At 71.5% G+C, this 26,220-nt stretch carries 22 protein-coding genes and 1 pseudogene; 14 read left to right on the top strand and 9 right to left on the bottom strand.

What is annotated here, in order from left to right:
* The first annotated feature begins 158 nt into the window (after positions 1-158).
* Together nudC and ACQPWW_RS33410 are read left to right on the top strand one after the other, a co-directional pair.
* Positions 159-1,079, top strand: coding sequence for an NAD(+) diphosphatase (gene nudC, locus ACQPWW_RS33415; RefSeq protein ID WP_433127777.1), 921 nt, complete (start codon positions 159-161; stop codon positions 1,077-1,079).
* 73 nt (positions 1,080-1,152) lie between these two features.
* Positions 1,153-1,914 (top strand): FkbM family methyltransferase, encoded by a 762-nt coding sequence (locus ACQPWW_RS33410; protein ID WP_433127776.1) that lies wholly within the window; start codon positions 1,153-1,155, stop codon positions 1,912-1,914.
* Here ACQPWW_RS33410 and ACQPWW_RS33405 read toward each other — a convergent pair.
* A complete protein-coding gene (locus ACQPWW_RS33405; RefSeq protein ID WP_433127775.1) occupies positions 1,880-3,196 on the bottom strand; it encodes a lipopolysaccharide biosynthesis protein in 1,317 nt (438 codons plus the stop codon). The genes ACQPWW_RS33410 and ACQPWW_RS33405 overlap by 35 nt on opposite strands.
* 253 nt (positions 3,197-3,449) lie before the next feature.
* Here ACQPWW_RS33405 and ACQPWW_RS33400 point away from each other — a divergent pair, with 253 nt between their 5' ends.
* Genes ACQPWW_RS33400 through ACQPWW_RS33390 form a run of 3 tightly spaced genes read left to right on the top strand, consistent with a single transcriptional unit; the run spans position 3,450 to position 6,048 of the window.
* On the top strand, positions 3,450-4,187 hold the full coding sequence (locus ACQPWW_RS33400) for a class I SAM-dependent methyltransferase (RefSeq protein WP_433127774.1): 738 nt from the start codon (positions 3,450-3,452) through the stop codon (positions 4,185-4,187).
* Positions 4,168-5,853, top strand: coding sequence for a hypothetical protein (locus ACQPWW_RS33395; protein ID WP_433127773.1), 1,686 nt, complete (start codon positions 4,168-4,170; stop codon positions 5,851-5,853). The genes ACQPWW_RS33400 and ACQPWW_RS33395 overlap by 20 nt, the downstream gene beginning before the upstream one ends.
* A gap of 36 nt (positions 5,854-5,889) precedes the next feature.
* Positions 5,890-6,048, top strand: a complete 159-nt coding sequence (locus ACQPWW_RS33390) for a hypothetical protein (RefSeq protein WP_433127772.1) — start codon at positions 5,890-5,892, stop codon at positions 6,046-6,048.
* On the opposite strand, the gene ACQPWW_RS33385 is transcribed toward ACQPWW_RS33390, so the two are convergent.
* A complete protein-coding gene (locus ACQPWW_RS33385; RefSeq protein WP_433127771.1) occupies positions 6,033-7,220 on the bottom strand; it encodes a glycosyltransferase family 4 protein in 1,188 nt (395 codons plus the stop codon). The genes ACQPWW_RS33390 and ACQPWW_RS33385 overlap by 16 nt on opposite strands.
* A gap of 130 nt (positions 7,221-7,350) precedes the next feature.
* Between ACQPWW_RS33385 and ACQPWW_RS33380 the strand changes: the two genes are divergently transcribed.
* Positions 7,351-11,565: an alpha-(1->3)-arabinofuranosyltransferase gene (locus ACQPWW_RS33380; protein ID WP_433127770.1), complete on the top strand. Its 4,215-nt coding sequence runs from the start codon at positions 7,351-7,353 to the stop codon at positions 11,563-11,565.
* Here the strand turns inward: ACQPWW_RS33380 and ACQPWW_RS33375 are convergent.
* Positions 11,454-12,653, bottom strand: a complete 1,200-nt coding sequence (locus tag ACQPWW_RS33375; protein ID WP_433127769.1) for an acyltransferase family protein — start codon at positions 12,651-12,653, stop codon at positions 11,454-11,456. The two genes, ACQPWW_RS33380 and ACQPWW_RS33375, sit on opposite strands and share 112 nt — an antisense overlap.
* Before the next feature lie 136 nt (positions 12,654-12,789).
* Between ACQPWW_RS33375 and ACQPWW_RS33370 the strand changes: the two are divergent.
* A pseudogene (locus ACQPWW_RS33370) lies at positions 12,790-13,797 on the top strand (DUF3068 domain-containing protein); the annotation flags it as partial.
* Positions 13,798-14,050: 253 nt separating this feature from the next.
* Here ACQPWW_RS33370 and ACQPWW_RS33365 read toward each other — a convergent pair.
* On the bottom strand, positions 14,051-14,791 hold the full coding sequence (locus ACQPWW_RS33365; RefSeq protein ID WP_433127768.1) for a class I SAM-dependent methyltransferase: 741 nt from the start codon (positions 14,789-14,791) through the stop codon (positions 14,051-14,053).
* A gap of 370 nt (positions 14,792-15,161) precedes the next feature.
* Here ACQPWW_RS33365 and ACQPWW_RS33360 point away from each other — a divergent pair, with 370 nt between their 5' ends.
* Together ACQPWW_RS33360 and ACQPWW_RS33355 are read left to right on the top strand one after the other, a co-directional pair.
* The gene (locus ACQPWW_RS33360; RefSeq protein WP_433127767.1) at positions 15,162-15,785 is read left to right on the top strand and encodes a DUF6230 family protein; all 624 of its coding nucleotides are present in this window, start codon (positions 15,162-15,164) and stop codon (positions 15,783-15,785) included.
* Positions 15,786-15,862: 77 nt separating this feature from the next.
* The gene (locus ACQPWW_RS33355; RefSeq protein ID WP_433127766.1) at positions 15,863-17,398 is read left to right on the top strand and encodes a DUF6114 domain-containing protein; all 1,536 of its coding nucleotides are present in this window, start codon (positions 15,863-15,865) and stop codon (positions 17,396-17,398) included.
* 70 nt (positions 17,399-17,468) lie between these two features.
* Here ACQPWW_RS33355 and ACQPWW_RS33350 read toward each other — a convergent pair whose 3' ends face one another.
* Positions 17,469-19,139 (bottom strand): DUF885 domain-containing protein, encoded by a 1,671-nt coding sequence (locus tag ACQPWW_RS33350; protein ID WP_433127765.1) that lies wholly within the window; start codon positions 19,137-19,139, stop codon positions 17,469-17,471.
* 131 nt (positions 19,140-19,270) lie between these two features.
* Here ACQPWW_RS33350 and ACQPWW_RS33345 point away from each other — a divergent pair, with 131 nt between their 5' ends.
* Complete coding sequence (locus ACQPWW_RS33345) at positions 19,271-20,251, top strand: DMT family transporter (protein WP_433127764.1); 981 nt, start codon at positions 19,271-19,273, stop codon at positions 20,249-20,251.
* A gap of 319 nt (positions 20,252-20,570) precedes the next feature.
* Here ACQPWW_RS33345 and ACQPWW_RS33340 read toward each other — a convergent pair whose 3' ends face one another.
* Both ACQPWW_RS33340 and ACQPWW_RS33335 read right to left on the bottom strand, forming a co-directional pair.
* Positions 20,571-21,641, bottom strand: coding sequence for a PHP domain-containing protein (locus ACQPWW_RS33340; RefSeq protein ID WP_433127763.1), 1,071 nt, complete (start codon positions 21,639-21,641; stop codon positions 20,571-20,573).
* Between the two features lie 29 nt (positions 21,642-21,670).
* Positions 21,671-22,438 carry a M23 family metallopeptidase gene (locus ACQPWW_RS33335; RefSeq protein ID WP_433127762.1) on the bottom strand — a complete coding sequence of 256 codons (768 nt, stop codon included), beginning with the start codon at positions 22,436-22,438 and terminating at the stop codon, positions 21,671-21,673.
* A 130-nt stretch (positions 22,439-22,568) separates the two neighbouring features.
* Here ACQPWW_RS33335 and ACQPWW_RS33330 point away from each other — a divergent pair, with 130 nt between their 5' ends.
* The 4 genes from ACQPWW_RS33330 to ACQPWW_RS33315 all read left to right on the top strand — a co-directional run bounded on the left by ACQPWW_RS33330 (position 22,569) and on the right by ACQPWW_RS33315 (position 24,391).
* Positions 22,569-22,898 carry a hypothetical protein gene (locus ACQPWW_RS33330; RefSeq protein WP_433134732.1) on the top strand — a complete coding sequence of 110 codons (330 nt, stop codon included), beginning with the start codon at positions 22,569-22,571 and terminating at the stop codon, positions 22,896-22,898.
* A 94-nt stretch (positions 22,899-22,992) separates the two neighbouring features.
* A complete protein-coding gene (locus ACQPWW_RS33325; protein ID WP_433127761.1) occupies positions 22,993-23,160 on the top strand; it encodes a hypothetical protein in 168 nt (55 codons plus the stop codon).
* Between the two features lie 117 nt (positions 23,161-23,277).
* Positions 23,278-23,805 carry a tRNA adenosine deaminase-associated protein gene (locus ACQPWW_RS33320; protein WP_433127760.1) on the top strand — a complete coding sequence of 176 codons (528 nt, stop codon included), beginning with the start codon at positions 23,278-23,280 and terminating at the stop codon, positions 23,803-23,805.
* 145 nt (positions 23,806-23,950) lie between these two features.
* Positions 23,951-24,391, top strand: coding sequence for a nucleoside deaminase (locus ACQPWW_RS33315; protein ID WP_433134730.1), 441 nt, complete (start codon positions 23,951-23,953; stop codon positions 24,389-24,391).
* A gap of 18 nt (positions 24,392-24,409) precedes the next feature.
* On the opposite strand, the gene ACQPWW_RS33310 is transcribed toward ACQPWW_RS33315, so the two are convergent.
* Positions 24,410-25,564: a sensor histidine kinase gene (locus ACQPWW_RS33310; RefSeq protein WP_433127759.1), complete on the bottom strand. Its 1,155-nt coding sequence runs from the start codon at positions 25,562-25,564 to the stop codon at positions 24,410-24,412.
* Entirely contained in the window at positions 25,561-26,217 is a 657-nt protein-coding gene (locus ACQPWW_RS33305) for a response regulator transcription factor (protein ID WP_433127758.1), read from the bottom strand. Before ACQPWW_RS33305 ends, ACQPWW_RS33310 begins: the two co-directional genes overlap by 4 nt.
* Positions 26,218-26,220: the final 3 nt, after the last annotated feature.

The raw sequence follows: 26,220 nt of genomic DNA, 5'->3' as shown, positions 1-26,220 counted from the left end.
CGCGGGAGGTACGCCCTCCCGGAGGCACCTACGGTAACGAATGCCCGGCCCTCCTTGCGGCTGCGCCTGTCCGGTGCTGCTACCGCGTGTCGTGCGGCGTGTCGTCGGACCGCGGGGGCGGTGCCGGTGGCGGACCACAGACGTGGCACGGTAGCCGGGTGGACACTGCGGAGCGGGTGTTGGCGTACGGCGGCGGTTGGCTGGACCGGGCGGCCCCCCTGCGCACCGATCCGACTCGGATCAGCGCCCTGCTCGCCGAGCCGACCACGGTCGTGTTGGCGTTGTGGCAGGACCGCTGTCTCGTCGACGCGGACGGGCCGGTCCGGCTCACCGCGGAGCGGGCGTCGCTCGTCCGGTCCGCCGCGGGCGAGACGGTCTTCCTGGGACTCGACGGTGACGTTGCCGTGTTTGCCGTGGACCTGTCCGCACTTCCCGAACGGGCCGCCGTCGAGATGGCCGGCGCGGCACGTTCCGTCGACGTGCGGGCGCTGGTCGGGCGGCTCGAACCGGGCGACGCGGCAGTCCAGGCGTACGCCAGGGGTCTGCTGCACTGGCACCGCCAGCAGCGCTACTGCGGTGCGTGCGGGGCGCCGACCGCCGCGGACGGCGGCGGGCACATGCGTACCTGCACCGGCGGCGAGTGTGGGCGTCTCCTCTTCCCCCGGATCGAACCGGCGATCATCGTGCTGGTCGAGGCGCCCGGGCCGCCGGGGCGCTGCCTGCTGGCCCGGCACGCCGGTGCCGCCGAGGACGCGTTCTCGACGCTGGCCGGCTTCGTGGAGGTCGGCGAGAGCCTGGAGGACGCGGTCCGTCGGGAGATGGCCGAGGAGGCGGGCGTGACCGTCACCGACGTGACCTACCAGGGGTCGCAGGCGTGGCCGTTCCCCGCCGGCCTGATGGTGGGCTTCCGGGCCACCGCCACGTCCGACGAGGTACGCGTCGACGGCGAGGAGTTGCTGGAGGCGCGCTGGTTCACCCGGGCGGAGCTGCGGAAGCGGGTGGCTTCCGGCCGTACGCTCGGGCGGCTGGACGCGATCGACCACCGCCTTCTCGAAGACTGGTTGGCTGCGGGATCCTGACCGGTCGGGCTGTTGTTACTCGGTAGTACGGCCAGCTGTTCAGGTGTGTCGCCGACCCGTACCCTTTGCGCTCATGCCGCCCTCGACCGGTCTGCTGACCGCAGTGAGTTCGCACCTCGCGTCACTGCTGCCCGAGCGCGCTGTGGCAGGGGCCATCCGCGCGGTCTACCCCCGGGTCGAGCCGGAGCTGGCGCACCTGGCCGAGTTCATGCCGAAGGGCGGCACCGCGCTCGATGTCGGCGCCTGGTACGGGCCGTGGACCCGACGCATGCGCATGCTTGCCGACCACGTCGTCGCCATCGAGCCCAACGAGGTGCTCGCGCGCAGTATCGCGCACGCCTTTCCCGAGGTGCGGGTCGTCCGCGCGGTGGCGTCCGACCACGAGGGCAGCGCCGAGCTGTTCCTGCCGGAGAACGGCCCCGCGGTGGGCACGTCGTCGCTCGAGTACGGTGCCGGTCGCTCCGTGACCGTTGCGCGGGTCACGATCGACGGCCTCGGCCTCGACGACGTGCGGTTCCTGAAGATCGATGTCGAGGGGCACGAGCTGCCGACGTTGCGCGGTGCGGCCGAGACGATTCGCCGAGACGGTCCGGTGCTGCTGGTGGAGGTGGAGGAGCGGGTCCAACCGGTCGCCCCGATCATCGACCTGCTGACCGGGTGGGGCTACCGCGGCTACGTGCTGCCCGAGCGCGACTGGCTGCCGCTCGCTGACTTCGACCTCCGTGGCCACCAGCGCGACGCGTTGGCGCGGATACACCAGAGCTTCGTGCGACGGGTCGTGCTCCCCCGGCCGCGGTACGTCAATTCGGTACTGTTCCGGCGGGAAATCGGCTGACCTGGCCGGCCAGGTCCGGGGGGCCGACGGGCAGCGGCACCGGCCCGGCCGATGGGCTGCGCCGTGTCGTCGTGACGCGGACGACGATCGCCAGGGCGAGCGCGGCGGCCGCGGCGGTGCCGGTGGCGGTCCACATGATGCCGGCGAAGGTGTGCGGTGCCACGAAGACCGCCACGAGCACGAGCCCACCCGCCGCCACCCAGAGCGGCACCGAGGGCCAGCGCGCCCCGCTCGCGATCTGCGCGTTGACCAGCACGAAGGCGAGCGCGTAGCAGGCGCCGGTGGCGGCGAAGACCGGCGCGTACCTGCCGAGGGTGGCGTAGTCCTGCCCACCGGCGAACCGGAAGGCGAGACCGCCGGCCAGCGCGGAGGTGATGACCAGGACGGCACCGCACGCCCCGACGACGGCCCAGGCGGCCCGCCGGGTCCTGCCGTCCTGGCGGGCCATCCGGGGAAGGGCCAGCACGGTGACCACCTGCGGCGCCCAGAGCGCCCCCTTGGTGAGCACGGTCCCGACCGAATAGGCGCCGGACTCGGCCGGCGTCAGCAACTGCCGGGCCAGGATGAGATCGGCGTACGACGCGACAAGCATCGCCAGGGTGGCGCTACTGGCCGTGACGACCTGCCTCAGCCCCAGCGTCGACCCGCCGGACGCGGACCCCTCAGCGGGCCGCCCAGTGTCGGTCACCGGGGCTGCCGGCCCGGCGACCAGCCGCAGGATCGGCAGGGCGACGTAGCAGCAGACGAGACCGGTCAGCAACGAGCCGACCAGGCCAGCGCCGAGCGCGAGCCCGCCGATCACACCGCCGTAGCGCCCGATGGCCAGCACACCCATGCCCAGCGCCAGACGCAGGAAACGCTGGTCCCCCTGCAACTCGCCGAGCCACCTGGCGGCCAGGACGACGGGCGGCGTCATGCCCACCAGCAGGGCCACCACCTCGACCGGTAGGTGCAGGCTCGTGACGATCAGGGGAATGGCCGCGACCAGAACACCCGCGGTGACCGCCGCCGTGCTGATGGTGACGCGTGCGGTGGGAGCGTGCGGATGCCGTGCCCGATGGACGGCGACGGCGGTCTGGAGACCCGCGCCGGCAACGCCCGCGATGGCGGCGAGAGCCTGCACGGTCGCCATGGCGCCGAGGTCGGCGGCGGTGAGGTGGCGGGCACCGAGCATGGGAACCAGATAGGCCAGCCCGTTGGTCAGGGTCGCCGCTACCATCACGGCGCCGCCGGTCACCGCCATCCGACCCGCGCCGGAAGCCGGTGCGCTGGTGCCTCTCATACCGGCCGTCTGACTCCACTTCTCCCCGCCGCGGTGGGGGCGACAGGGTGGGCCAACCTTCGGGCGCACACAGGGTACCGAGACGAGGGGCACGGCGCGGGGCGCCAGTAGGTCCGTCCGGCCGGTCGACCTGCGTCCACGGACGGGCTAACGTCTCCCCGCGCCACCGGGTCGGGGCGGGGTCTCACCCCTGCACGATGTCCCGGCGTCGCCAGCACACCGTCCCGTCCTGGCCCACACATAGGAGCCACGCGTGAAGCTCCCCGGTGCCCACCGTGCCGACCTGGCACGATCGGTGCGCCTGTTCCGTGCGTTCCGCAAGGAGCAGACCGACCCCGACTTCTTCTACGGCCTGCTCGCGCGGGACACCGCCGACCAACTCCAGACGTACGCCGACCTGGCGGGTGCCGTCGTCCTGGACGTCGGAGGGGGTGCCGGCTACTTCGCCGAGGCCCTGACCCGGGCCGGGGCGCGGATCGTCTGTGTGGATGCCGACGCTGGCGAGATGTCCGCGCGAGGTGAGGTCGTACCCGGCGGTGTGCTCGGTAGTGCCCTCGACCTGCCCGTTCGTTCCGGTGCGGTCGACGTCTGCTTCTCCTCCAACGTGCTGGAACACGTGCCGCAGCCGTACGTCATGGCCGACGAGATGCTCCGGGTGACCCGGTCCGGTGGCACGATCTTCCTGTCCTTCACCAACTGGCTGTCGCCCTGGGGCGGTCACGAAACATCGCCCTGGCACTACCTGGGCGGCCACCGTGCGGCGCGACGGTACGAACGCAGGCAGGGCCGGCGGCCGAAGAACGTCTTCGGCGAGAGCATGTACGCCGTCTCGGTCGGGGACATGCTCCGCTGGGCCCGGCAACAGTCCGAGGCGGAGGTCGTCGACATCATGCCGCGCTACCTGCCAGCCTGGGCCAAGGGAGTGGTCCGAGTGCCCGGCGTACGCGAGATCCTCACCTGGAACCTGGTCCTTGTCCTCCGTAAGCGCTGATCGACTCGGGCGGCTGCGGCTGCACGTCGCCGCCCTGGTCACCGCGCTCCTCGTGTTGGCGCCGCTGGCCCGACCGGGCTACGTGCTGCGCTACGACATGGTGTTCGTCCCCCGGCAGCCGCTGCGATGGGATCTGTTCGCCTCGGGCGACGCGCTCCCGCGTGCGGTGCCGCAGGACGCTGTGGTGTCGCTGCTCAGCGTGGCGGTGCCCGGCTGGCTGCTGCAGCGGATCGTGCTCATCGCGATCATCTGGTTCGCCGTGGTGGGCGCGGGCCGTCTGGTGCCGGCGCGACGTGAGCTGACCCGCCTCGTCGCGGCCATCGGGTACGCCTGGACGCCGTTCCTTGCCGAACGGCTGCTGCTGGGACAGTGGGGTCTGCTGCTGACGTACGCCGCACTGCCCTGGCTGGTCCGGGCCTTGATCGGGCTGCGCGAGGGTCGACCCGGGGCGCTGCCGCGGCTGATTGTGGCGGCCGGTGCCGCGGCGATCACTCCCACCGGTGGCCTGCTGGCCCTGACCACGGTGTCGGTCCTTCTGCTGGGCCGGGGTGGGCCAGGTAGGCGTGCGTGCGGCGCGGCGGTGGGTGCGGTGGCCGCGCTCAACCTGCCGTGGCTGGTCGCGGCCGCGGTGACCACCGCCGGTGGTCGCTCGGATGCCGATGGTGTGGCGGCCTTCGCCGCTCGCGGTGAGAACTGGGCCGGCCCCCTCGTCTCGCTCGCCGGCACGGGTGGGATCTGGAACTCGCTGACCACCCCGGCCAGTCGGGGGGCCGTGCTCGTCCCGGTGGTCACGGTCGGGCTGCTCGTTCTCGCCGCCCTCGGCTTCGCGGTGCTGCGCGATCGTTGGCCGGCGGGGGTGGCGGCCCGGCTGGGCGTGCTGTCGATCGGCTCGTTCGTGGTCGCCGCCGTCGCGGTGCTGCCCGGCGGCGCGGCCGCGCTGCGCTGGCTGGTGACGGAGGTGCCCGGAGCCGGTCTGCTCCGCGACGGTCAGAAGCTCCTCATCCCGTACGCGCTGTGCCTGGTGCTCTGCGCCGCGCTGGGCGGGGAACGAGCGGCAGCCCGGCTCCGGCAGCCCGCGGATCGCCTGGTCCTGATCGGGCTGGTGCTGCTGCCGGTGGCGGTCCTCCCGGATCTGGCCTTTGGGGTCGCCGGCCGGTTGCAACCGGTCCGGTACCCATCGGAGTGGTCGATCGTCGCGCGGGCGGTCGCCGAGGAACCGGGACCGGCTCTCTCGCTGCCGATGAGCATGTACCGGTCGTACCTGTGGAACCACGGCACCGTGGTGATCGATCCGTTGGCGCGTTACCTCCCGGTGGAGGTGGTCACCGACGACACCCTTCTCGTCGGTGACCGGACGGTGGACGGGGAGAGCGGCCGGGTGGCACACCTGCGTGCGACGCTCGCCGAAGGGCGCCCGCTGGCGGGCAGCGACCTGCGCTGGGTCGTGGTGCAGCACCGCTCGGGAGGGTCGGTCCCGCCGCAGGTGCTGGAGGGGCTCCAGGTCGTCCACAGTGGTGCGGAGCTGACGCTGTACCGGAACCCGACGATGTCGCCGGCCGGGGTGGGGCAGCGCGCCGGGTGGCCCCTGATCCTGAGCCTCGGCTGCGCTCTGACGATGCTCCTGTTCGCGATCGTGAGCCTGTCGCGGCGCTCTACTGCGTGGTAACGTGCCGCCACGCATGTCGATGGAGGAGGGGTCCTGATGCCGAAGCCGCTTACCTTGATGCTGGCCGCAGTGGTCGGTGCGGTGCTGGCGGTGGTGGCGCTGGGTGCCATGACGCAGCAGCTCGTCGTTTCGTCGGGCACCGCCGCGAGCACCTCCGACGACACCGGCGACCCGCAGCACTACGGCGCCAGGTAGCCTGCCGCCACCTTCGGCCCGTCGTCGGTCACGGCCCGGACAAGGTCGGCGAAACGGTTTCCCGACGTAGACCAGGAAAAGCCGGCGGCGTGCGACTGTGCCGCCTTTCCCATGTCGTGCCGGAAAACGTCGTCGGCCAGCAGACTTCGTACCTGTGCGATGAAGTCAGCGGTGTCATGGGCGAGTAGGCCGGTTTCTCCGGCGACGATTGCCTCGGTGACGCCGCCCGCTTCATGAAACGCCACGGTTGGCGTGCCGACTGCGGCCGCCTCGACGATCGTCAGGCCCCATCCCTCTTTCAGGGAAGGGGTCAGGGCGACCCATGTCGAGCAGAGTAATTCGTGCTTCTCCGACTCGGACACGAAGCCGGCGAAATGCACCCGATCACTGATGTCCAATTTGTCCACGAGGTCGCGTAGTCGCGTTTCCCACCAGCCCTGGCCGGCGATGGTCAGCCGCAGGGTGGGGAATTCCCCGGCCAGTTGTGCCACCGCTTCCAGGGCAATCTCCACCCTCTTGTGGGGCACGAGCCGGCACAGCACCAGGAGGGAGGGATAAGGGGTACGGGGGGCGGTGTCGGGCGTCAATTCCGGCGTGCCGTTGTATACCACCGTGACGCGACCCGGGTCGACGCCGAGTGCTGCCAGTTCGTTGCGGGTGGCGGCCGAGACGGTGACGTAACGGCACCGCCGGTAGACGCGCTTCGCGAAGCTCGACTCGATCCACCACCCGATGCGGGCGCCCCAGGCCCCGAGGACCACCGACCACTGCTCACGGTGGACGTGGTGCACGAGGATGACGACGGTGCAGCGTGCGTACAGCGGGGACAGGAAGGGCAGCCCGTTGCACACGTCGACGATCAGGTCGGGGCGGCCGAGCGATCGCGCCCGCAGTGGGCCGAACCCGGCCAGCCCGGCGAGATAGGCCAGGGCGGCTCGCAGGTAAACGGTGTGCCGACCGCCCCGACGGAGAATCCGTAAACCGGAGTCCGTCGTCTCCTCGCCGGGTGCGCCCGGATGGTTGGCGCACAATAGCGTGGCGCGGTGACCGTGCGCTATCAACTCTTCGGCGATGCGCTCGACGTAGACCTCCGAACCTCCGCCTTCCGGATTGCGCGTGTCGCGCCAGTTGAGGAACAGTACGTGCTGTCCGGGGCCGTCGAGGGTCTGCACCCGCTGCTCCTACTGCCGAGTAGTGTTCGCGATCGCGCCACCTTAAGGCGCTCGTGTCGGAACCCGCAATGGGTTGACGCGTCGGTCCTATGTGTGCGCCAGGCGGCAAGCAGCAGACGGGAGAGGCGAAATGCGCGAGGCACCGCAGCCGGCGGAAGGTTCGGCGCCGGAAGGTGCTTCCTCGGTGGTGTGGCGATTGCGGGCAGCATGCGTCTGCGTCGCACTCACGGCGTTGGCGTTCCTTCAGGAACCCGGCAAGATCGTGATGGACACCAAGATAGATCTCGCGACAAATCCCGTCGGATGGCTCGAACGCTCATTGCACGTCTGGAATCCAGCGGGGACGTTCGGTCAACTGCAGAACCAGTCGTACGGCTATCTATGGCCGATGGGACCATTCTTCGCGGGCGGCGATGCCATCGGTGTGCCCGCCTGGGTGGTGCAACGGCTCTGGTGGGCACTGCTGATGTGCGTCGCCTGCGTCGGAGTCGTCACGCTTGCCGAACGACTGGCCATCGGCACGCCGGCCGCCCGGCTCATCGCGGGGGTCGCGTTCGCCCTCTCCCCCCGGATCGTCACCGAACTCGGCCCGATCTCGGTCGAGGCCTGGCCCAGCGCGATCGCCCCCTGGGTGCTCGTCCCCCTGATCGGACTGGCCCGCGGCGCCTCGCTGCGCCGGGCCGTCGCCTGGTCCGCACTGGCCGTGGCCTGCGCCGGCGGCGTCAACGCCACGGCCGTGCTCGCCGTCGTACCGTTGGCGGTGCTGTGGTTGGCGACCCTGCGGCCGATGCGGCGTCGCCTCGTCGCACTCGGCGCGTGGGGCGTGGCGGTGGGCGCCGCGACCGCCTGGTGGTTGGTGCCGCTGCTGGTGCTCGGCCGATACAGTCCGCCGTTCCTCGACTACATCGAGACGGCCCCGGTGACCACCAGGGTGACCGATCTCGTCACGACGATGCGCGGGGCGTCGCACTGGCTCGCCTTCGGCCGGTCCTGGGAAGCCGGCGCCCAACTCGCCACCGTCGGCCCACTTGTCGTCGCCACCATCGTGGTAGCCGGCCTCGGTCTCGCCGGCCTGGCCCGAAGCGGGATGCCGCACCGGCGGTTCCTCGTCACCGGCCTGCTCGTCGGCATCGCCCTGGTCGGCATGGGGCACGTCGCCGCCGTGGACGGCCTCTTCGCCGAGTCGCAACGGTCCTTCCTCGACCGCGCGGGCGCACCGCTGCGCAACGTGCACAAGTTCGACGTGGTGGTGCGGCTGCCGCTGATCCTCGGCCTGGCTCACCTGCTCGGCGTGCTGGCCCGCACCGCCGCAGTGGCCGGCCGGCGATGGCACTCGGCGCGGAAGCGGGCGATCGTGGTGAAGGTGGTCGCGCTGACCGGGATCGCCGCCATCGCGAGCCCGGCCCTCGCCGGCCAGCTGCCGATCAAGGGCAGTTTCGACAGCGTCCCCGGTTACTGGCAGGCCGCCGGTAGTTGGCTGGACGACAACCTCGGGCGCGACCGTGTGCTGGTGGCGCCCGCCGCTCGCTTCCCCGACTACCAGTGGGGCAGTCCGGCCGACGAGATGACCCAGCCGCTGCTGAAGAGCTCCTGGGCGGTGCGCAACTCGATCCCGCTCACCCCACCGACGACGATCCGGCTCCTCGACGCCGTCGAGTCGGTGCTGAGCACCGGCGCCGGTTCCGCCGGCCTTGCCGATCTGCTCTCCCGGTCCGGCGTGCGGTACGTCCTGTTCCGGTCGGACCTCGACTACGGAGCGTCCAAGGCCGCCCGCCCGTTGCAGGTCCGGCAGGCCATCGCCCGAAGTCCCGGGCTGCGACTCGTCGCCGCCTTCGGCCCGATGATCGGTGGCGGTTCGGCTTTCGGCGGCTATCGGGACCAGGGCCTGGACGTGCCGACCCGCGCGCTGGAGGTGTACGAGGTCCAGCGGGTCGTCGAGCCCGTGGTCGCGTACGACGCCACAGCGATCTCGACGGTGGTCGGCGGACCGGAGTCGCTGCTGGACGTCGCCGCAGCCGGCAGCCTCGACGCGGCACCGACGGTGCTCGCCGGTGATCTGCCGTCCGGTTCGGCTCTGGGACCGGTGCTGCTGACCGACGGGATGCGTCGTCGAGAGGTGAGCTTCGGCCTGCTGCACGACAACGCGTCGGCCACCACCGAAGCCGACACGCGGTCGCTGCTCCGGGAGGTCGCGCGCGACTACCTGCCGGCCTGGGGAGACGAGTACGCCACTGTGGCGCGCTATGTCGGGATCAACGGGGTCACCGCGTCCAGCTCCTGGTCGCAGGCGCACCCACTGACCGGATCCCGCCCCGCTCACCTGCCGTTCGCGGCGGTCGACGGCGACCCGTCCACCTCGTGGCGCACCGCCCCCACCGCCCCCACCCGCCAGTGGCTGGAGGTCGAGCTCGCCGAGCCCAGGAAGATCTCCGAGGTGCGGCTGCGTTTCGACACGGAAGCGGACGCGTTGCCCACGAAGGTCACCGTCCGCAGCGGCGTCGAGCAGGTCACCGTCGAGTCGTTCGATCCGACGGTGAGCGTGCGGCTGCCCGGCGTGCATTCCAGCACCCGGATCAGGGTCACCATCGAAGCGGCGTGGTCGATCCGGACCGGGCAGGGTCGGGTCGGCATCGCGGAGCTGGAGATTCCCGGGCTCCGGGCCGCACGGACACTTGTCACGCCGCCGAGCCCCGGCACCCAGCAACCCGCCACCGTGGTGCTCACCTCATCGCCGGCTGTCGACTCCTGCTTCTTCGTCGACGACGTGCCGCGGTGCGGATCCGGCGTGGGTCGGGAGTCGGAGGACGGCGGTCAGCTCGACCGGACGGTGACCCTGCCGGTCGGTGCCTCGTACGCGCCGACGATCTGGGCGCGACCGAAGGCCGGCCCGCAGCTCAGCGCCCTGCTCGACGCGGAAGTAGCGAAGTCCTGGCCGCTGACCCTGCCGCCCCGGGCCACCGCCTCGTCCAGCGCGGTACCCGACCCGGTGGCCCGACCCGGCGCGGTCCTCGACGGTGATCCCGCCACGGCCTGGCTGCCGGCGAGCGAGGACGAGGGGCCGTGGCTGAAACTCAACTGGCTCACCACCCGCACGATCAACGGTCTGCGGTTGTCGTCGGCGGATTCGGTCGCCCGCGCGCGCCCCTGGCGAGTCACCGTCATCGGCGACGGCGGCGTGCGTTCGGGCACTGTCGGCAAGGACGGGCTGGTCAGGTTCGACCGGCCGTTGCGCACCGACGAGATCACGATCCTCTTCCGCACGAACACCTCGGTGAAGAGCTTCGACCCGTACAGGGGCACGTCCGAGCGACTGCCGCTGGGCATCGGCGAGGTGAACACCCTGCCCCTCGGGCCACCGATCGGGGTGAACCTCGATGCGCGCGTCGCGCTGCCCTGCGGCAGCGGACCAACGCTTCAGGTCGCCGGCAGGCAGCTGCGCACATCCGTCACGGCGAGCCGGCGGGAGCTGCTGGAACTCCGGGAGGTACCGGCCACGGTGTGTGGCGAGAAGGTGTCGAAGCCGCTGGCGCTGCCGGCCGGCGAGCTGCGGGTGGTGGCGGCCGGCAGTGACCTGGCCACACCGACGAGGCTGGTGCTGGAGCCGGCCGGCCGCACCGGCCCGGTCGCGACGCCGAGCCCGGTGCGCATCGACCGCTGGTCGGCGACGGAACGACGGCTGCACGTAGCGGCACACCCGGGTGGGACAGTCCTCGCGGTACGGGAGAACGAGAACCCTGGTTGGCAGGCCACCATCGCGGGACAGCGGCTGACACCCATCGTGCTCGACGGATGGCAACAGGGCTGGTTGCTGCCGCCCGATGTGGGCGGGGATCTCGTCCTCCGCTTCACGCCGGACCGTACCTACCGGGCTGGCCTGGTGGCTGGCGCGGCGCTGCTCGGGATCGTGCTGCTGCTCGCGGTGCTGCCGTCGCGCCGCCCGCCGAAACCGCTCGCGGCCGCCCCTGGCCGACGCCGGCGGGGATGGCTGCTGCCCGGCGTCGTCGGTGCTGCGGCGCTGGTGAGCTTCGGTGGGATCTGGGCGGTCGTACTGGCGACGGTCGGAGTGGCGGTGCTCGTCGCTCTCGGGTTGCTCGCGCCGCACTTACACCGTAGTGAGCTGCGAAGGCTCCGTCGGATCAGTCGGCTGGTGGGATGGCTGCTCCCGGTCCTCTGCTTCGGCGCGGCGGGGTGGATCTCGCTCGTCGATCCCCTCCCGCACACGTCCGCGGCACCTCAGTTGGCGGCGCTGGCCGCGGTCACCGCCCTCTGGTGCTCGGTCGCCCTGCCCGCGCGAGGTTTCCCGGTCGCCGCTGCCCAGCGCAGCGCAGGTCGCTCGACGACGTAGTAGCTGATCGCCGCGAACGTGATCGCACCGCCGACGGTGAGCGCGTAGATCCGCAACGGGTTGCCGGTGAAGTAGGCGCGGCCCTCGATTCGGAAGATCAGTTCGAGCACCAGCGGGTGCCAGAGGAACATCCCGTAGGAGAGCGTGCCGAGCCAGCGGACCGGCGCGCTACCGAGGGCCAGCGACATCAGCGTGGCCGGGCCGAACACGAGGGGGATCATGATCATTACCGCGACGCCGGCGTAGAGCCCGAGCTGCGCGGCGAACTGCCCGGCCGTCGGGGCGGCCACACCCCTCGGCCCGGTGACCGAGGTGCTGGCCACCGCGAGCAGCCCGAGCGCGATGCCCCAACAGGCCAGTGGCGCGGAGCCGAGCTGGTCGAAGACATGCCACGAGCGGGGGGCCGTCGACGTCCGGAGGGCCACATGGATCGTGGCGAGCACGATGCCCGCGGCGAACCACAGCGCGTACGACGGGAACCACATGATGTGCAGGCCGGTGTCCAGGAGGCCCACCCCCATCGCGGCGATCCACCCCACCGTGATCGCCAGGCCGATGCCCGCCAGCGCCACCGTCCGGGCGGGCCTCCACCGCCTCCCCACGAGTGCCGCTGCCGCCAACGGCAGCACCAGGTAGAAGACCACCTCGGTGGCGAGGCTCCAGGTCTGACCCAGGCCGGGTCTGATCTGTGCGTGCTCGTAGATCTGGGTGAAGGTGAGGTGCCGCAGCCAGTCGCCCGCCGGAGCGACGCCCTGCTCCGGAAGCACCGTGAGGCAGACGACGACCGCGAGCCAGTACGCCGGCAGGATCCGAACGGCACGTTTCCAATAGAAGCGTCGGGTGCCCGGCGTCGCGGAACCGGTGGCGACCGCGCGCGCCCACGGGCGGAAAAGCAGGAAGCCCGAGAGGGTGAAGAAGAGCGCGACCGCGAAATCCATCATGGCGATCCAGCCGCCCCAGGTTTCCCTGGTCGTGACGCCAGTGATGAATCCGACGTGTTGGGCAATCACCGCGGCAGCACCGATTACCCGCACCCCGTCGAGGGCCGGCAGACGCGGAAGCGCAGGGGCGGAAGACGCAGTGAACATCAAGCTTCCCGGGGGTCGCGGAGAGAGGTGACTGGAGAGTAACGTGCCGCCATGCCAGAGGCGTCCACTCGTGACGTCGATGTCTTCAGCGCTTGGCTGGCTGGCGCCTTTTCGCCTTGTCATCGAAGGAGGAGCAGTGAAGAGGATTGTCGGCGCCGCGCTTTTTGGCCTTGGCGTCCTGCTGGCTGTCGCCGCTGTGGGGCTGCCACTGTACGTCGCGCCCCTGGTCAGTCAGCTGCCGTACGACCTGGAGCGGTCGGAGTCCGTGGCCGAGTCGGCGAACGCCGAGTTCCTCCAGATCAAGGCGGGCGCGGCGAATGTCGAGCGGGGGGCGCTCCGGTCGACTGTGGAGGTCGTCCCGCAGCCGAAGACCACCGACGAGAAGATGACCGGTGAGCTGAAGGACAAGGCCGTTGTCTGGGATGTGTTCCAGTCGGTGAGGCGCATCGACAACGACGAGATTATTAGCGAGTACAGCACCGAACTCGCCATTGACCGGGTTAGCGGCGCCGCCGCCAAGTGGGACCCGGCCTGGCTCGATGACGGCACCGAGCAACCCGCGAACTACTCGGGCCAGGTCTACAAGTTCCCGTTCGGCACCGAAAAGAAGGACTATCCGGTCTACGACCGTGAGATTCGCAAGACGGTCCCGGCGCAGTTCAAAGAGGTCGCCAAGGTGCGCGGGGTCGAGGCCTACCGCTTCGAGCAGACGGTTCCCGAAGCGCAGTTGGTGGTGGCCGACAGCAGCCTGAAGCTGCTGTTGGCGCGCTTCGCCCCCGGGGCCAAGACCGCCCGACTCATGTACAGCAACACGCGGACGTTCTGGGTGGAGCCCGTCACCGGCGCGTACGTGGATCTCCGCGACCAGCCGCGGAAGGTGCTGGTGCCGGACGTGGGCACGCCGACGGTGCTGCTGAACGCCGACTTCCGCTACAACGAGGCGACTGTGGTCGCCAGTGCCGAGCGCGCCGCGGACAACGCGCGGTCCATTCAGCTGGTACGTCTGTGGGGGCCGGTCACGCTCGGAGCGCTCGGTCTGCTGTTGATCGTCGGCGGCGTGCTGTTGGCGACGCGCGGCTCCGGCAGGCGTGCCGCCACCGCGCCCACCAAGGAGGCGCGGGGTGGCAGCCACCGCGCCGGCGAGGCCGGCGAGGGTGGCGAGGGCGCCGCGTCCGACGCGCCGTCCGCCGATGCGCCGTCCGCCGACGCGCCGTCCGCCGATGCGCCGTCCGCTGACGCGCCGTCCGCCGATGCGCCCACCGCTGATGCGCCCTCCGCTGACGCCGCCGACCAGACGGTGCCCGACCAGCGGTCGGCGGCTGAGCGTACGGCGCGGCTCTGAGCCTTGCGAGGCCACGTTCGGTGGGTCCGGTTCGCCGGGCCCACCGAACTGCTTTTCAGCGCTTGACGGCAAGCACCACGAGGATCGAGGCGAGCGAGGGCCGGCGGCACATGGCCGCGTCGAACCAGGCCATGCTCGAAGGAACGCCGTGAAAACCCGCGCCTCGCAGGGTGACCGGTTCGAACCCCTCGTGGCGTAGCAGGTCGAGTAGCGCGGTGCGGTTGAAGAGGCGCAGATGCCCGACCGGCATGGTGTCGGTCTTGAGGCGACGCAGTGCCCCGGCGCCGACCTCGGTCGACCGCGTGGAGGTCTCGTAGAAGATTGGCTGGACGCCGGCCAGGAAGAGCGCCCTGTTGTACCAGGCCTGCAGGTTCGGCGTGGTGAGGACGAGGTGACCGCCCGGCCGAAGCACGCGCGCGCACTCCTCGAGCAGGTGGTCGGGGTCGTACAGATGCTCCAGCACCTCCCCGGCGTGCACCAGGTCGATCGAGGCGTTCGGCAGCGGCAGTCCGTCGCCCAGGTCGCAGCGGTGGAACTCGTACGGCAGAGCGGCCGCCCGCGCGAGTTGGTGCTCCGAGTAGTCGACCCCGATCCATCGGATGTCCCGGTCGGGGGCGACTGACGCGAGGTGGGCCAGGAAGGTGCCGTCGCCGCAGCCGACATCGAGGACGGCGGTCGGTGCTGCCGAGTCGGCCAACGCGGAGAGGACCAGGTCGGCCGCGACGTGCTGGCGCTGCCGCAACGGGGGTGACTGGCTGCCCCAGCCCTGGGGACCGTAGTAATCGATCAGCGGCACGCCGCAGAGCATAGCCATCCAGCAGCCCCTGAGGGAGAGGTGCAAGACGCGGAATCGCAGGCCTGCTTTACATTCGTTACCTTTTTGTAATTCGTCGATGGGTCAGTAACTCTCCGTTGCTCAATCAGAGGCATAAGTCGATTTTGATAGTGATTCATCGGCTACGCGGACCCACGGCGGGCACGGATGGTGACGCTGTGTCGCCCTTCCGGTGCCCGACTGTTGCCGCCGGGTAATCGGGGGGTTGTGAGCTGGGCCTCACCGGGTGCACCATCAAGCGCGATGGTTACCAGCCGGTAACAGATGACGGGCCCGATGGGCCGCCAGTTCGGGACCGGCCACCCGCACGCATCCAGCCGAGGAGGAACCCGTGCAGGATCGGTTACACAGTCAGGGTCGTATCCGGTGGCGGCGGTTCGCCGCCATGATGGTGCCCGCCACAGCCGCCGCCGGCGCCATCCTGTTCGGAATGTCGACGGGCGCGATCGCGTCCGACATCACGGTCTCCGGGCAGACGTTCAAGATCGGCGCCGATCGCCTCGAAGGCGACGGCTTCAAGCAGTACGGCGGCATCGTCCGGGAGAAGGGCAAGGACGGAAAGGCCGGTCAGGTCCACCCGATCGCGCTCTCCGAGATCAGCAGCGCCGAGCTGTACAGCCTCTGCCAGTCCGTCCGCGCCGACCTGCCGGGCCTGCCGGTGGTGCTCACCATCAACGCCGGTGAGGGCAAGGAACCCGCCCGCGCCAAGGACCTCCTTATCGCGATGGACTCGTTGAACGGCAACGCGACCTTCACCAACATCAAGATCGGTCGGGACGCCACCGACCTGAACCCGACGGCGCAGGACGGCTCGTTCGGCCAGAACTCCGACCACGTCACCATCACCAACCTGCAGCAGGTGTCCCGCTACACAACGGCGGCCACGTTCAACCTGGTCGGCCTCCGACTCAAGGTCAACGTGGGCGAGGACGCCAAGGGCAAGGAGTGCTTCTGAACTGAGTCGAGGCCCGCGGCACCTCACCGCCGCGGGCCCGGCCCGTGTCCCCGTTCCCGCTCGGCCAGGAGGAGTACGTGACAACCGCGAAGTCGTCCCACGCCCGGCCCGGTGGTCCGGCTCAGGCGTGGCGGCTCTTCCGCCGCTGGAAGCGCAGCCGACCGTTCTGGGGCGGACTGCTCACCGCCCTGGCCGGGCTGGAGATGTTCGGCTCCACCCGGATGACCATCAACGGCCTCAGCTTCCACAGCGGGGCGAGTGGTCTGCTCTCGCTGCTGATCCCGGTCATCCTGGTGGCCTGCGGCCTGCTGCTCTGGTTCAGCCCGGCGCAGCGCCTGTTCTACTCGGTCGTCGCGGCGGTGACCGCTGTCTACTCGCTCATCGGGCTCAACCTCGGCGGCTTCTTCATCGGTCTGCTGCTCGGCATCGTCGGCAGTGCGCTCGGCTTCGCCTGGACGCCGACCGACCCGGCCCCACCCGCGCCGCCCGACCCGATCGACACGTCGACCCGAGAGCAGCCGCTCGTCGAACAGCCCTCTCCCGAGCAGCCCGAGCGCTCAGTGCCTGAGCGGCCCGTCGTCGTGGAGCCCGTGCGGCCGGTGCCTGAGCAGCCCGTCGTCGAGGAGCCCGAGCGGGTCGTTCCCGAGCAGGCTTCCCCCGGTAGGGCCGGGAACACGCCGGCCGACGCGAGCCCGCCGCCCGAGTGGCCGGGGCGTGCGGTTGATCCGAGGGCGTTCGGCATCGCCCTCGTGGTGCTCGGCCTCGCCGCTGCCGCGCTGGCCGCCCAGCCCGCAGCGGTGCAGGCGGCCCCGGGTCGGCTCACCACGACCGCCTGCCCCACCCCGTCCCGGACCGTCACGCCGTCACCCAGCCGTGGGACCGCCACGCCGACGCCGACGCCGACGAGGGGTGGCAACGTGATCACCGGCATTGTGGACGGCCTTGGTGACCTACTCACCGGTGGACGCCGTAACCAGAGCCCGACGCCGTCGGCGAGCCCGACCGCACAGCCGAGCGGCACGCCGACGACAGGCCCGGGACCCGTCACCTGCCCGTCGTTGCCCGACAAGCCGGGAGCACCCAACGACCCGGGAGCACCCGACGAGACGCCCAACGAGCCGGGGACGCCCGACAAGCCGGGCACTGTCGAGCCGGGCAAGCCGCTGCCGCGCATCGCCGACGATCCAACCCTGCCGAGGGTGGCGCAGAGGCCGTCCAAGCTCACCGGGTCGTCGGTCCGGATGACGGGGCTGCGGTTCGAGGGCATCACCGACCTGCACACGGTGCAGGGCGACCTCAAGGTGCTGAAGTTCAGCATGCGCGAAGCGGTGACCGACGACTTCCTGCTCACCGCCGACGGCCCCGCAGGGCGCAACCAGCGGTACGCGACGGACCGGCTGACCGTCAGCGGAGACGTGGCCTTCTACGCCACCCGGTTCGTCGGCCGGCTGCTCGGCATCAAGATCACCCTGACGCCGGATCTGCCGCTGCCGGACGGCATTCCGGTCACGTCGCCCATTCCGATCACGTTCACCGACCCGGCGATCGACCTGGCGTACGTCACAAGTGACACGCTGACCGCGCGACCGGCGTTGGCGCTCAACCTCGGCTGAGCGCACGCGAGCGCACGGCTGCGCACGCCGGCGGTACGACGAGTCCGCCGCCGTGCGCAGCCGCGGCCGGTCAGAGTCGAGCCAGCGCCTGACGCAGCGGGTCGAGGCCCAAGCTACCCAGGTCCAGCGCCTGCCTGTGGAACTCCCGCAGGTTGAAATCCGCGCCCTTGCGGGCCTTGGCGTCCTCGCGGGCCTGGAGCCAGATCCGCTCACCCACCTTGTACGACGGCGCCTGCCCCGGCCAGCCGAGGTAGCGGTTCAGCTCGAAGCGCAGATTCTCGTCCGGCACCCGGCAGTGCGCCCGCATGAACTCCCAGCCCAGCTCGGGCGTCCACCGCTCGCCGGGGTGGAAGCCGAACGGGTTGTCCTTGGGGATCTCCAGCTCCAGGTGCATGCCGATGTCGACGATCACCCGTGCGGCACGCATCGCCTGGCCGTCGAGCATGCCCAGTTTGTCGCCCGGGTCCTCCAGATAGCCCAGCTCGTCCATCAGCCGCTCCGAGTAGAGCGCCCAGCCCTCGCCGTGCCCGGAGACCCAGCAGAGCAGTCGCTGCCAGCGGTTGAGCAGGTCGGCCCGAACGGCGGTCTGCGCCACCTGGAGGTGATGGCCGGGCACACCCTCGTGGAAGACCGTTGTCACCTCTCGCCAGGTGGAGAAGTCGGTGATGCTCTGCGGCACCGCCCACCACATCCGGCCCGGGCGGGAGAAGTCCTCACTGGGGCCGGTGTAGTAGATGGCGCCGTCGCTTGTCGGGGCGAGGCAGCACTCGATGCGCCGGACCTGCTCGGGGATGTCGAAGTGGGTGCCGTGCAGCTCGGCGATCGCCTTGTCGGCGAGGGCCTGCATCCAGTCCCGGAACGCCTCCTTGCCCTGGATGGTCCGCGCCGGGTCGGCGTCCAGCTTGGCCACTGCCTCGTCGACGGTGGCACCGGAGCCGGCGATGCGCCCCGCGACGACCCGCATCTCCGCCTCCAGGCGGGCCAGCTCGGCGAAGCCCCAGGCGTACGTCTCGTCGAGGTCGATCTTCGCGCCGAGGAAGTACTGCGAGGCCAGCTCGTAGCGCTCCCGCCCGGCGGCCTGCTTGTCCCGCCCGTGCGGGGCCAACTCGCTGCGCAGGAACTGGCCGAACTCGGCGGTCGCCGCGGTCGCCGCCGCCGCGCCCCGACGCAGCTCCGCGCCGAGCGAACCTTCCGCGCCCAGCCGCTCGACCAGCCCGTGGAAGAAGTTGTCCTGGGTCGGGTCGACCCAGACGTCGCACTGCTTGGCGACCTCGACCAGCTGCACCTTCGAGCTGATCTGACCGGCGGCGAGGGCCTCCCGGAGGGTGACCTTGTAGTTCTCCAGCGCGCCGGCGAAGCCGTTGAGCCGGGCCGCGATGTTCGCCTGCTCGTCGTTGGTAGCGGTCGGCATCAGGTCGAACACCATGCGGATCTCGTGCAGCCCGCTCTCGATGACGCTGATGCCGCTCGTCGTCTCGCCGGTGTCGTACCGGGCCAGGTCCAGCCCGAGCCGTTCCTGCATGGCCTCCTTGGCGATCCGTTCGGACTCGGTCTGCGGGTCGGTCACCTCAAGCTCGGCGAGCGTCCGGCGGGTGAGGTCCGCGCGCGCCCGGTAGCCCTCTGGGGAGAGGTCGTCGAGCTGATCTTCATGGCCGGCGATGCCGACGAATGTCGCGCCGGTGGGGCTCAACGGCGCCCACTCGGCCACGTAACGGTTGGCGATTTCATCGATTCGTCCCACGCTGCGACCCTACGTGACCACCCCGGCCCCGTGTCGACGCCGTTTGGCGTGTTCAGGCCGCTGACGTGACGCGCGGCGCACCGTCCGAAAGGCGCGCGACTTTGTCGGTGGGTTCCGGCAGAGTGTCAGGGGTGACTGCCGACATCACTCCTGACAAGGCGCCGGTTCGTGCCTGGCTGCCGGGCTTCGTCGCCCTTGCCGCGATCTGGGGTTCCAGCTTCCTGTTCATCAAGGTCGGGGTGGCCGAGTTGCACCCCGTCCAGCTCACCCTCTACCGGGTCGTCGCCGGCGCGTTGACCCTGTTGGTCGTCCTCGCCGTGCTGCGTGACCGGCTGCCCCGCGAGCCCCGGATCTGGGCGCACCTGACCGTCGTCGCCGCGTTCGGGGTGGCCGTGCCGTTCACCCTGTTCGGCTACGGCGAGCAGCGGGTCGAGTCGATGCTCGCCGGCATCTGGAACGCCACCACGCCCCTGATCGTGCTGCCGCTGGCGGTGCTTGTCTTCCGCACCGAGCGGCTGACAGTGCGCCGCGCAATCGGGCTCGGGCTCGGCTTCCTCGGGGTGCTTGTGGTGCTGGGGGTCTGGGAGGGCATCGGCGGAGCGCACTTCACCGGGCAGCTGATGTGCTTCGGCGCGGCCGCCTGCTACGGCGTCGCCATCCCGTACCAGAAGCGGTTTGTCGCCGGTAGCACGCACTCCGGCCTGTCGCTCTCCGCTGCCCAACTGCTGCTCGCCGCCGCGCAGCTGGCCATCGTCACCCCGTTCGTCGCCGGCCTGCCGCCGCTGCCCACCGAGTTGTCGGCGGGGGTGCTCGGCAGCGTGTTGACCCTCGGCGCGCTCGGCACGGGGCTCGCCTTCGTCATCAACATGCGCAACATCCGGGTGGCCGGCGCGAGCACCGCGTCCACCGTCACGTACCTGATTCCGATCTTCGCGGTGTTGATCGGCGCAGTGGCGCTCGACGAGCGGCTCAACTGGCACCAGCCGGTCGGGGCGCTCATCGTGCTGCTCGGGGTCGCGGTCGCGCAGGGTGTGTTCGGGCGTCGGAAGCCCCGCCCGGTGGTCGGCGTCGGCGCTCCCGCCGCACCCGCCGCCGAACCGGCCCGCCGCTGAACCCCGGCCGCTGCTGAGCCCCGGCCGCCGCTGGCAGACCAGCTGATCGACTCGGTTTCCTGGAAGTCGGGGTGTCCGGCGGACCTGGAGACCCCGCTTTCAAGGAACGCGAGTGGATCACCGCCGAGGCCGCCCGCGCGGCCAGCGCGCGCGGCCCGGCGCCCGCCCGGCCCGGGGCTCACGCGGCCGGCCCGCGCGGCCCGGCGCCCGCGTGGCCGGCGCCCGCGTGGCCGGCGCCCGCGTGGCCGGCGCCCGCCCGGCCGGCGCCCGCGTGGCCGGCGCCCGCCCGGCCGGCGCCTGCGGGGCCGGGGTGGGGAGGTCAGGCGCGGTTGTGCGTCCAGGCCACCAGCTTCTCCGCCGGCCAGGTGTTGACGACCGAGTCGGCGGGGACGCCGCAGAGGGCGGCACGTTCACAGCCGAACCGCTGCCAGTCGAGTTGGCCGGGCGCGTGCGCGTCGGTGTTGATGGCGAACCGGCAGCCAGCCTCCAGCGCGCGTCGGATCAGACGCTTCGGCGGGTCCTGCCGCTCCGGCCGTGAGTTGATCTCGACGGCGGTGTCGTGCTCGGCGCAGGCGGCGAAGACCGCGTCCGCGTCGAAGTCACTCTCCGCCCTGGTCCGGGCGCGGTGCCCCCGGTCGCCCGGACCGGTCACCCCGGCCGGGCGGGACGAGACCATCCGGCCGGTGACGTGACCGAGGATGTCCAGGTGCGGGTTGGCGACCGCCCTCAGCATGCGCCGGGTCATCTTCGACCGCTCGTCCTTCAGGCCGCTGTGCACCGAGCCGACCACCACGTCCAGCCGGGCCAGCAGCTCGTCGTCCTGGTCGAGGGAGCCGTCGGCGAGGATGTCCACCTCGATGCCGGTGAGGATCCGGAAGCCCTCGGGCAGCGCCGCGTTGACCTGCGCCACGTGGTCGAGCTGCCGGCGCAGGCGGTCGGCGGTCAGCCCCCGGGCCACCGTCAGCCGTGGCGAGTGGTCGGTCAGCACCAGATATTCGTGGCCCAACTCGACGGCGGCCAGCGCCATCTCCTCGATCGGCGAGCCGCCGTCGGACCAGTCCGAGTGGGTGTGGCAGTCGCCCTTCAGGGCGGCGCGCAGCGCCGTGGCCTCGGCATCCAGGTCGCTGCCCTCGGTCGCCAGCAGTCGGCGCAGGTAGACCGGCTCCTCACCGGCCAGTGACTCCGCCACGCAGCGGGCCGTCACGTCGCCGACACCGGCCAACTCGGTGAGCGTGCCGTTGCCGGCCCGCGCGGCCACCTCGGTCGCCGGCAGACCCGCCAACGCCGTCGCCGCCGACCGGAACGCCCGGACGCGGTACGTCGCCTCGTTCGCCCGCTCCAGCAGGAACGCGATGCGGCGCAGGTCGGCGATGGGGTCCCGGGCCTTCATCCCACCGAACCTAGTCGCTGCGGGACCGGTCAGGGAGCCTTCGGGCAGCCGTGTTTGCGCTGCCATGCGACGACCTCGGCGGCCGGTTCCCGATTGCCGCCAGCGCGCCACGAATCCAGGTACCGCGCCGGCCAGAGCACGCCGCGCCGGATCCACCAGCCGTCCTTGCCGGTGCACGGGGGCGAGATGCCGAAGTGCACGTGGCAGACGTTGTTGGCGTTGCCGGTGCGGCCCACCTTGCCGAGCTGCTGCCCGGCGCGGACCCGCACCCCGGCGTCGACGCCGCTGGACACGACGCTCAGGTGCGAGCCGTAGTAACGCACCCCGTCGTCGCCGAGCAGGGAGACCGACAGGCCGCCGTTGTCCGGGCCCTGCGGCCCACCCTTTGTGTACCGGTCGACGCGACTGACCTCCAGCACCGTCCCGTCGGTCACCGCGACGAACGCTTCACCGCAGTCGGCGAAGAGATCCGTGGCGGGGTACGCGCCGTGGGTCGGGTGGTAGTCGACGTTGCCGGCGCGTACCGGAAAGACATGCCGCAGCCCGCTGCGCGGTGCCGTCGCGGACGGGCTGGCCGACGGCGACGGCTTCGGGCGGGCCGGGCCGGTCGCCGTCGGCGCGGCCGTCGGCGACACCGGCTGGTCGGCGGTCGCCCAGACCGCCGACGGCGTCTGTGGGGCGCCCTCGGACGGCACCCCCGGCCGGGTGGTCGCGCAGCCGGCGGCCAGCAGCGGGGCGAGAAGCAGCAGGATCGGGTACGCCGGACGCGCGCGGCGGCTGATCGTCGGCGAGGGCATCGGGCCATCCTCGCAGAGCCGGTACCGTGAGCACGAGCGGCGCGCGCGTGAGGAAGGGGCAGCGACGGTGACCATCGCCCGACCCGATCCTGGCGCGGATCCTGGTGCCGCCGCGTACCAGGTGGCGCGTATGCCGTCGGGGCTCTTCCCGGCCGGCCCCCCGTCCCGCCCCACCTACCGCGAGCCGCACCCGGTCACCGGCGGTAGCGTCGCCGCCGGCGGTGGCGCGGCGGCCACCTGGCTGCTGCTGTTCGGCCTGCTTGGCACCGATGTGACGAGCTACGCGTGGTGGACGGTGCTGGCGGGCCTGCTGGCGTGGCTGACCGCGCTGGTGCTGGTCCGCTACGGCGACCGTGGGGTTGCCACCGGGGTCGCCATCGTCACTGCGGGTGGTTGGAGCATCGCCGCCGCCGTGGTGGCGGTCCGCTGGGCCACCAGCGGGAACTGGCCGCTGTGGTGATCGGGGCGCCGCGGCCGACTGCGCCGCGTGCCCGGTTGGCTGCGTAGCGAACGCCGTCTTGACGTGGCCGCCGAGACTCGGCACGCTCGGGACTATGGCCTGGACCACCCCGCGACAGGACCCCGATCGCAGTCGCCGCCGCCTGCAGTTGCTCGCCGAGTTGGCGGGCGCCCGCGCGGTCCGTCAGCGCAGCCGACCGCAGCGGCAGCGCACCGAGCGTCTGCGCCAGCTCATCGCTACCCGCCGTCGAGTATCCGGCTGATCCAACTTTGTCAGGAATGAACGACCCTTCGGGGCGTTGACGAGTCGCCTGCCGACCCGACCGGCTAACGTGCACGCGTAACGAGTCGACGCAGTGTCGAGGGCTATTGGGGGGACCGTGTCGTACTTCGCTGCGGCCGTGGTGCGCGACGACAGTGGCTGGACCGCCGCCGAGGTCAGCCTGCGTGGCGCCACCGACATCGACGAGGTCGCCGAGCGGCTGCGTGACGTCGACCAGGAGGCCGACGTGTCGCTGCTCTTCGTCGAGGCCGATGACGCGTATCTGGTGATCCTGCGTCTCGACGAGGGCGAAGATCTGCGGGTGTTCGGTTCGGATTCCGCGTACGCCGAGGAGTCTCCGCTGGGTGCGCTGCTGGTCGGTGACCTGAAGACCTCGGTCACCGGGCTCGACGGCGACGAGGAACCGCGCCCGCTGACCACCGGTGACGAGGAGAGCGAGCAGCCTGCCGTCGACCCGGAGGCCGATCCGGTGGGTGAGGCTGACCTGCTTGCCAACCTGGGCATCTCCGCGCAGAAGCTGCTCGCCCTGTGCACGCACGAGGGGATGCTGCCGGCGGACGTCACCGCCGAGATCTGCCAGGTGCTCGGCTGCGCCGACGAGGTCGAGGAGCTGCGTGAGGTCTGAGCCGGCCGACGCCACCGACCCGGCTCTGGAGACGATCCGGCCGGGGCAGCCGACTCCCGGTGCGGTGGGACATGCCGGACCGGGCGCGCACGAGGGCCTGGCCGACCCGGGTGAGGTCGGCCGTCGGCAGCGGCACGAGCTGTGGATGCGCCGTGCCCTGGAGGTCGCCGTCACCGGCGCCGCGGGCGGCGACACCACCGACGTGGACGACGTGCCGGTGGGCGCGGTGCTCTACGGGCCGGACGGGACCGAGCTGGCCATTGGACGCAACGAACGGGAGCTGTCCGGCGACCCCACCGCGCACGCCGAGGTGCTGGCCCTGCGCCGGGGCGCCGAGCGGACCGGCCAGTGGCGGCTGGACGGCTGCACCCTGGTGGTCACCCTGGAGCCGTGCACCATGTGCGCGGGGGCGCTGGTGCTGGCCCGGGTCTCCACAGTCGTCTTCGGCGCGTGGGAACCCAAGACCGGCGCGGCCGGATCGCTCTGGGACGTGCTCCGCGACCGCCGGCTCAACCATCGACCCGAGGTCTACGGCGGCGTCCTGGAGGCCGAGACCGCCGCCGTCCTGCGCGCCTTCTTCCGCTGAGAACACCCGCCCCGGCGGTCAGGCCACGGGCAGGGTGACGGTGACGATCAGGCCGCCCGCCGGGCGGGGCTGGGCATCGACGGTGCCGCCGTGGGCGCGGGCCACCGCGCGGACGATGGACAACCCCAACCCGAAACCCCGCGCACCCGCGACCCGCTCCCGCGACAGCCGGCGGAACGGCTGGAACATCGGTTCGATGTCGTAACCGGCGATCGCCGGACCGGTGTTTGTCACAGTCAGGGTGGCCCGGCCGTCGGTCAGGCCGGTGCGAACCTCGACCCAACCGTCGGTGGGCAGGTTGTGCCGCACCGCGTTCTCCACCAGGTTGAAGGTGAGCCGTTCCACGAGCACCGGGTCGCCGCTGACCGGGGCCGGTGCCAGCGACCGACGCACCGGGACCCCGGGCGCCTGCCTCCCCGCCTGATCGATGACGTGCGCGCAGACCTCGGCCAGGTCGATCGGCGTACGCTCGGTCAGCTCGTTCTCCGAGTCGGCAAGGGTCAGCAGGCCGTCGATCAGCCGCTCGTGCCGCTCGTTGATCGCCAGCAGCGACTCGCCCAGCCGACGCGTCTCCGCCGAGGCGTCCGGCCGGCTGACCGCCAGCTCCACCAGGGCCCGGTTGAGCGCCAGCGGGGTCCGCAGCTCGTGCGAGGCGTTCGCCACGAACCGGCGCTGCCCGTCGAAGGACCGGTCCAGCCGTTCCAGCATCTCGTCGAACGTGTCGGCGAGCTCGCGTACCTCGTCGCGCGGGCCGGTGAGCGCGATCCGCTCGTGCAGGCCGCGGCCGGCGGTGTCCGCGCCGGCGATCCGGCGAGCCGTGCCGGTGATCTGATGCAGTGGTTGCAACGCCCGGCCGGCGAGCAACCAGCCGAACGCGGTCGCCACCGCCGACACCACGATCAACGCGATGCCGCCCTGGGTGAGCAGCGACTCCAACGCGTTGCGCTTCGCTTCGTCCTGCACCTCCTGCACCAGGACGCGCAGTTTGTCGACGCTCTGCCCGCTGGGCATCGTGGCGGTGGTCTTCGGCAGGTCGCGCAGTTTCACCCCGAACGACTGCGGCATCCGCTGATCCACGAGCACGTACGTGACGGCGAGCAGAATCACCCCGGCCAACAGGAAGAGCCCACCGTAGATGAGGGTGAGCCGGGCGCGGATCGTCAGGCGTTTCATCGGATCTGGTACCCCGCTCCGGGGACCGTCTCGATCACCGGCGGGTCGCCGAGCTTGCGGCGCAGCTTCATGACTGTCACCCGGACGACGTTGGTGAACGGGTCGATGTGCTCGTCCCAGGCACGTTCCAGCAGGTCCTCGGCAGAGACCACAGCGCCGTCGGCGCGCAGCAACTCGACGAGCACCGCGAACTCCTTGCGGGACAGCGCCACGTGCCGGTCGTCCCGGCGTACCTCGTGTCGGGCCGGGTCGAGCTGGATGCCGGCGCGACGCAACGTCGGCGGGGCCGCCGGACGGGACCGGCGGGTCAGCGCGTGCACCCGAGCCGACAGTTCGACCAGGGCGAACGGCTTGGTCAGGTAGTCGTCGGCACCGAGCGCCAACCCGGCCACCCGTTCGCGGACCGCCGCCGACGCGGTCAGCATCAGCACCCGGGTCTCCCCGCCCGCGTCCACGATCGCCCGGCACACGTCGTCGCCGTGCACCACCGGCAGGTCGCGGTCCAGGACCACCACGGCGTACTCGTTGACGCCGAGCCGCTCCAGCGCGGCGTCACCGTCGTACGCCACGTCGACAGCGAACGACTCCCGGCGCAGCCACTCGGCGATGGCGTCCGCCAGCACGTTCTCGTCCTCGACCACCAGCACTCTCACCCC

It is taken from the genome of Micromonospora sp. CA-240977 (assembly GCF_050942285.1).
Classification (GTDB): domain Bacteria; phylum Actinomycetota; class Actinomycetes; order Mycobacteriales; family Micromonosporaceae; genus Micromonospora.
Note: the sequence above shows the minus strand (reverse complement) of the source record. Positions and strands in the feature narration are given on the sequence as shown.

What these genes read in the sequence shown, in the direction of transcription:
- ACQPWW_RS33410 (WP_433127776.1), top strand. Translation starts at nt 1,153, where the DNA reads ATGCCGCCCTCGACCGGTCTGCTGACCGCAGTGAGTTCGCACCTCGCG.
- ACQPWW_RS33335 (WP_433127762.1), bottom strand. Translation starts at nt 22,438, where the DNA reads ATGCCCTCGCCGACGATCAGCCGCCGCGCGCGTCCGGCGTACCCGATC.
- ACQPWW_RS33340 (WP_433127763.1), bottom strand. Translation starts at nt 21,641, where the DNA reads ATGAAGGCCCGGGACCCCATCGCCGACCTGCGCCGCATCGCGTTCCTG.
- ACQPWW_RS33330 (WP_433134732.1), top strand. Translation starts at nt 22,569, where the DNA reads ATGCCGTCGGGGCTCTTCCCGGCCGGCCCCCCGTCCCGCCCCACCTAC.
- ACQPWW_RS33405 (WP_433127775.1), bottom strand. Translation starts at nt 3,196, where the DNA reads ATGAGAGGCACCAGCGCACCGGCTTCCGGCGCGGGTCGGATGGCGGTG.
- ACQPWW_RS33375 (WP_433127769.1), bottom strand. Translation starts at nt 12,653, where the DNA reads ATGTTCACTGCGTCTTCCGCCCCTGCGCTTCCGCGTCTGCCGGCCCTC.
- ACQPWW_RS33315 (WP_433134730.1), top strand. Translation starts at nt 23,951, where the DNA reads ATGCGCCGTGCCCTGGAGGTCGCCGTCACCGGCGCCGCGGGCGGCGAC.
- ACQPWW_RS33310 (WP_433127759.1), bottom strand. Translation starts at nt 25,564, where the DNA reads ATGAAACGCCTGACGATCCGCGCCCGGCTCACCCTCATCTACGGTGGG.
- ACQPWW_RS33390 (WP_433127772.1), top strand. Translation starts at nt 5,890, where the DNA reads ATGCCGAAGCCGCTTACCTTGATGCTGGCCGCAGTGGTCGGTGCGGTG.
- ACQPWW_RS33380 (WP_433127770.1), top strand. Translation starts at nt 7,351, where the DNA reads ATGCGCGAGGCACCGCAGCCGGCGGAAGGTTCGGCGCCGGAAGGTGCT.
- ACQPWW_RS33325 (WP_433127761.1), top strand. Translation starts at nt 22,993, where the DNA reads ATGGCCTGGACCACCCCGCGACAGGACCCCGATCGCAGTCGCCGCCGC.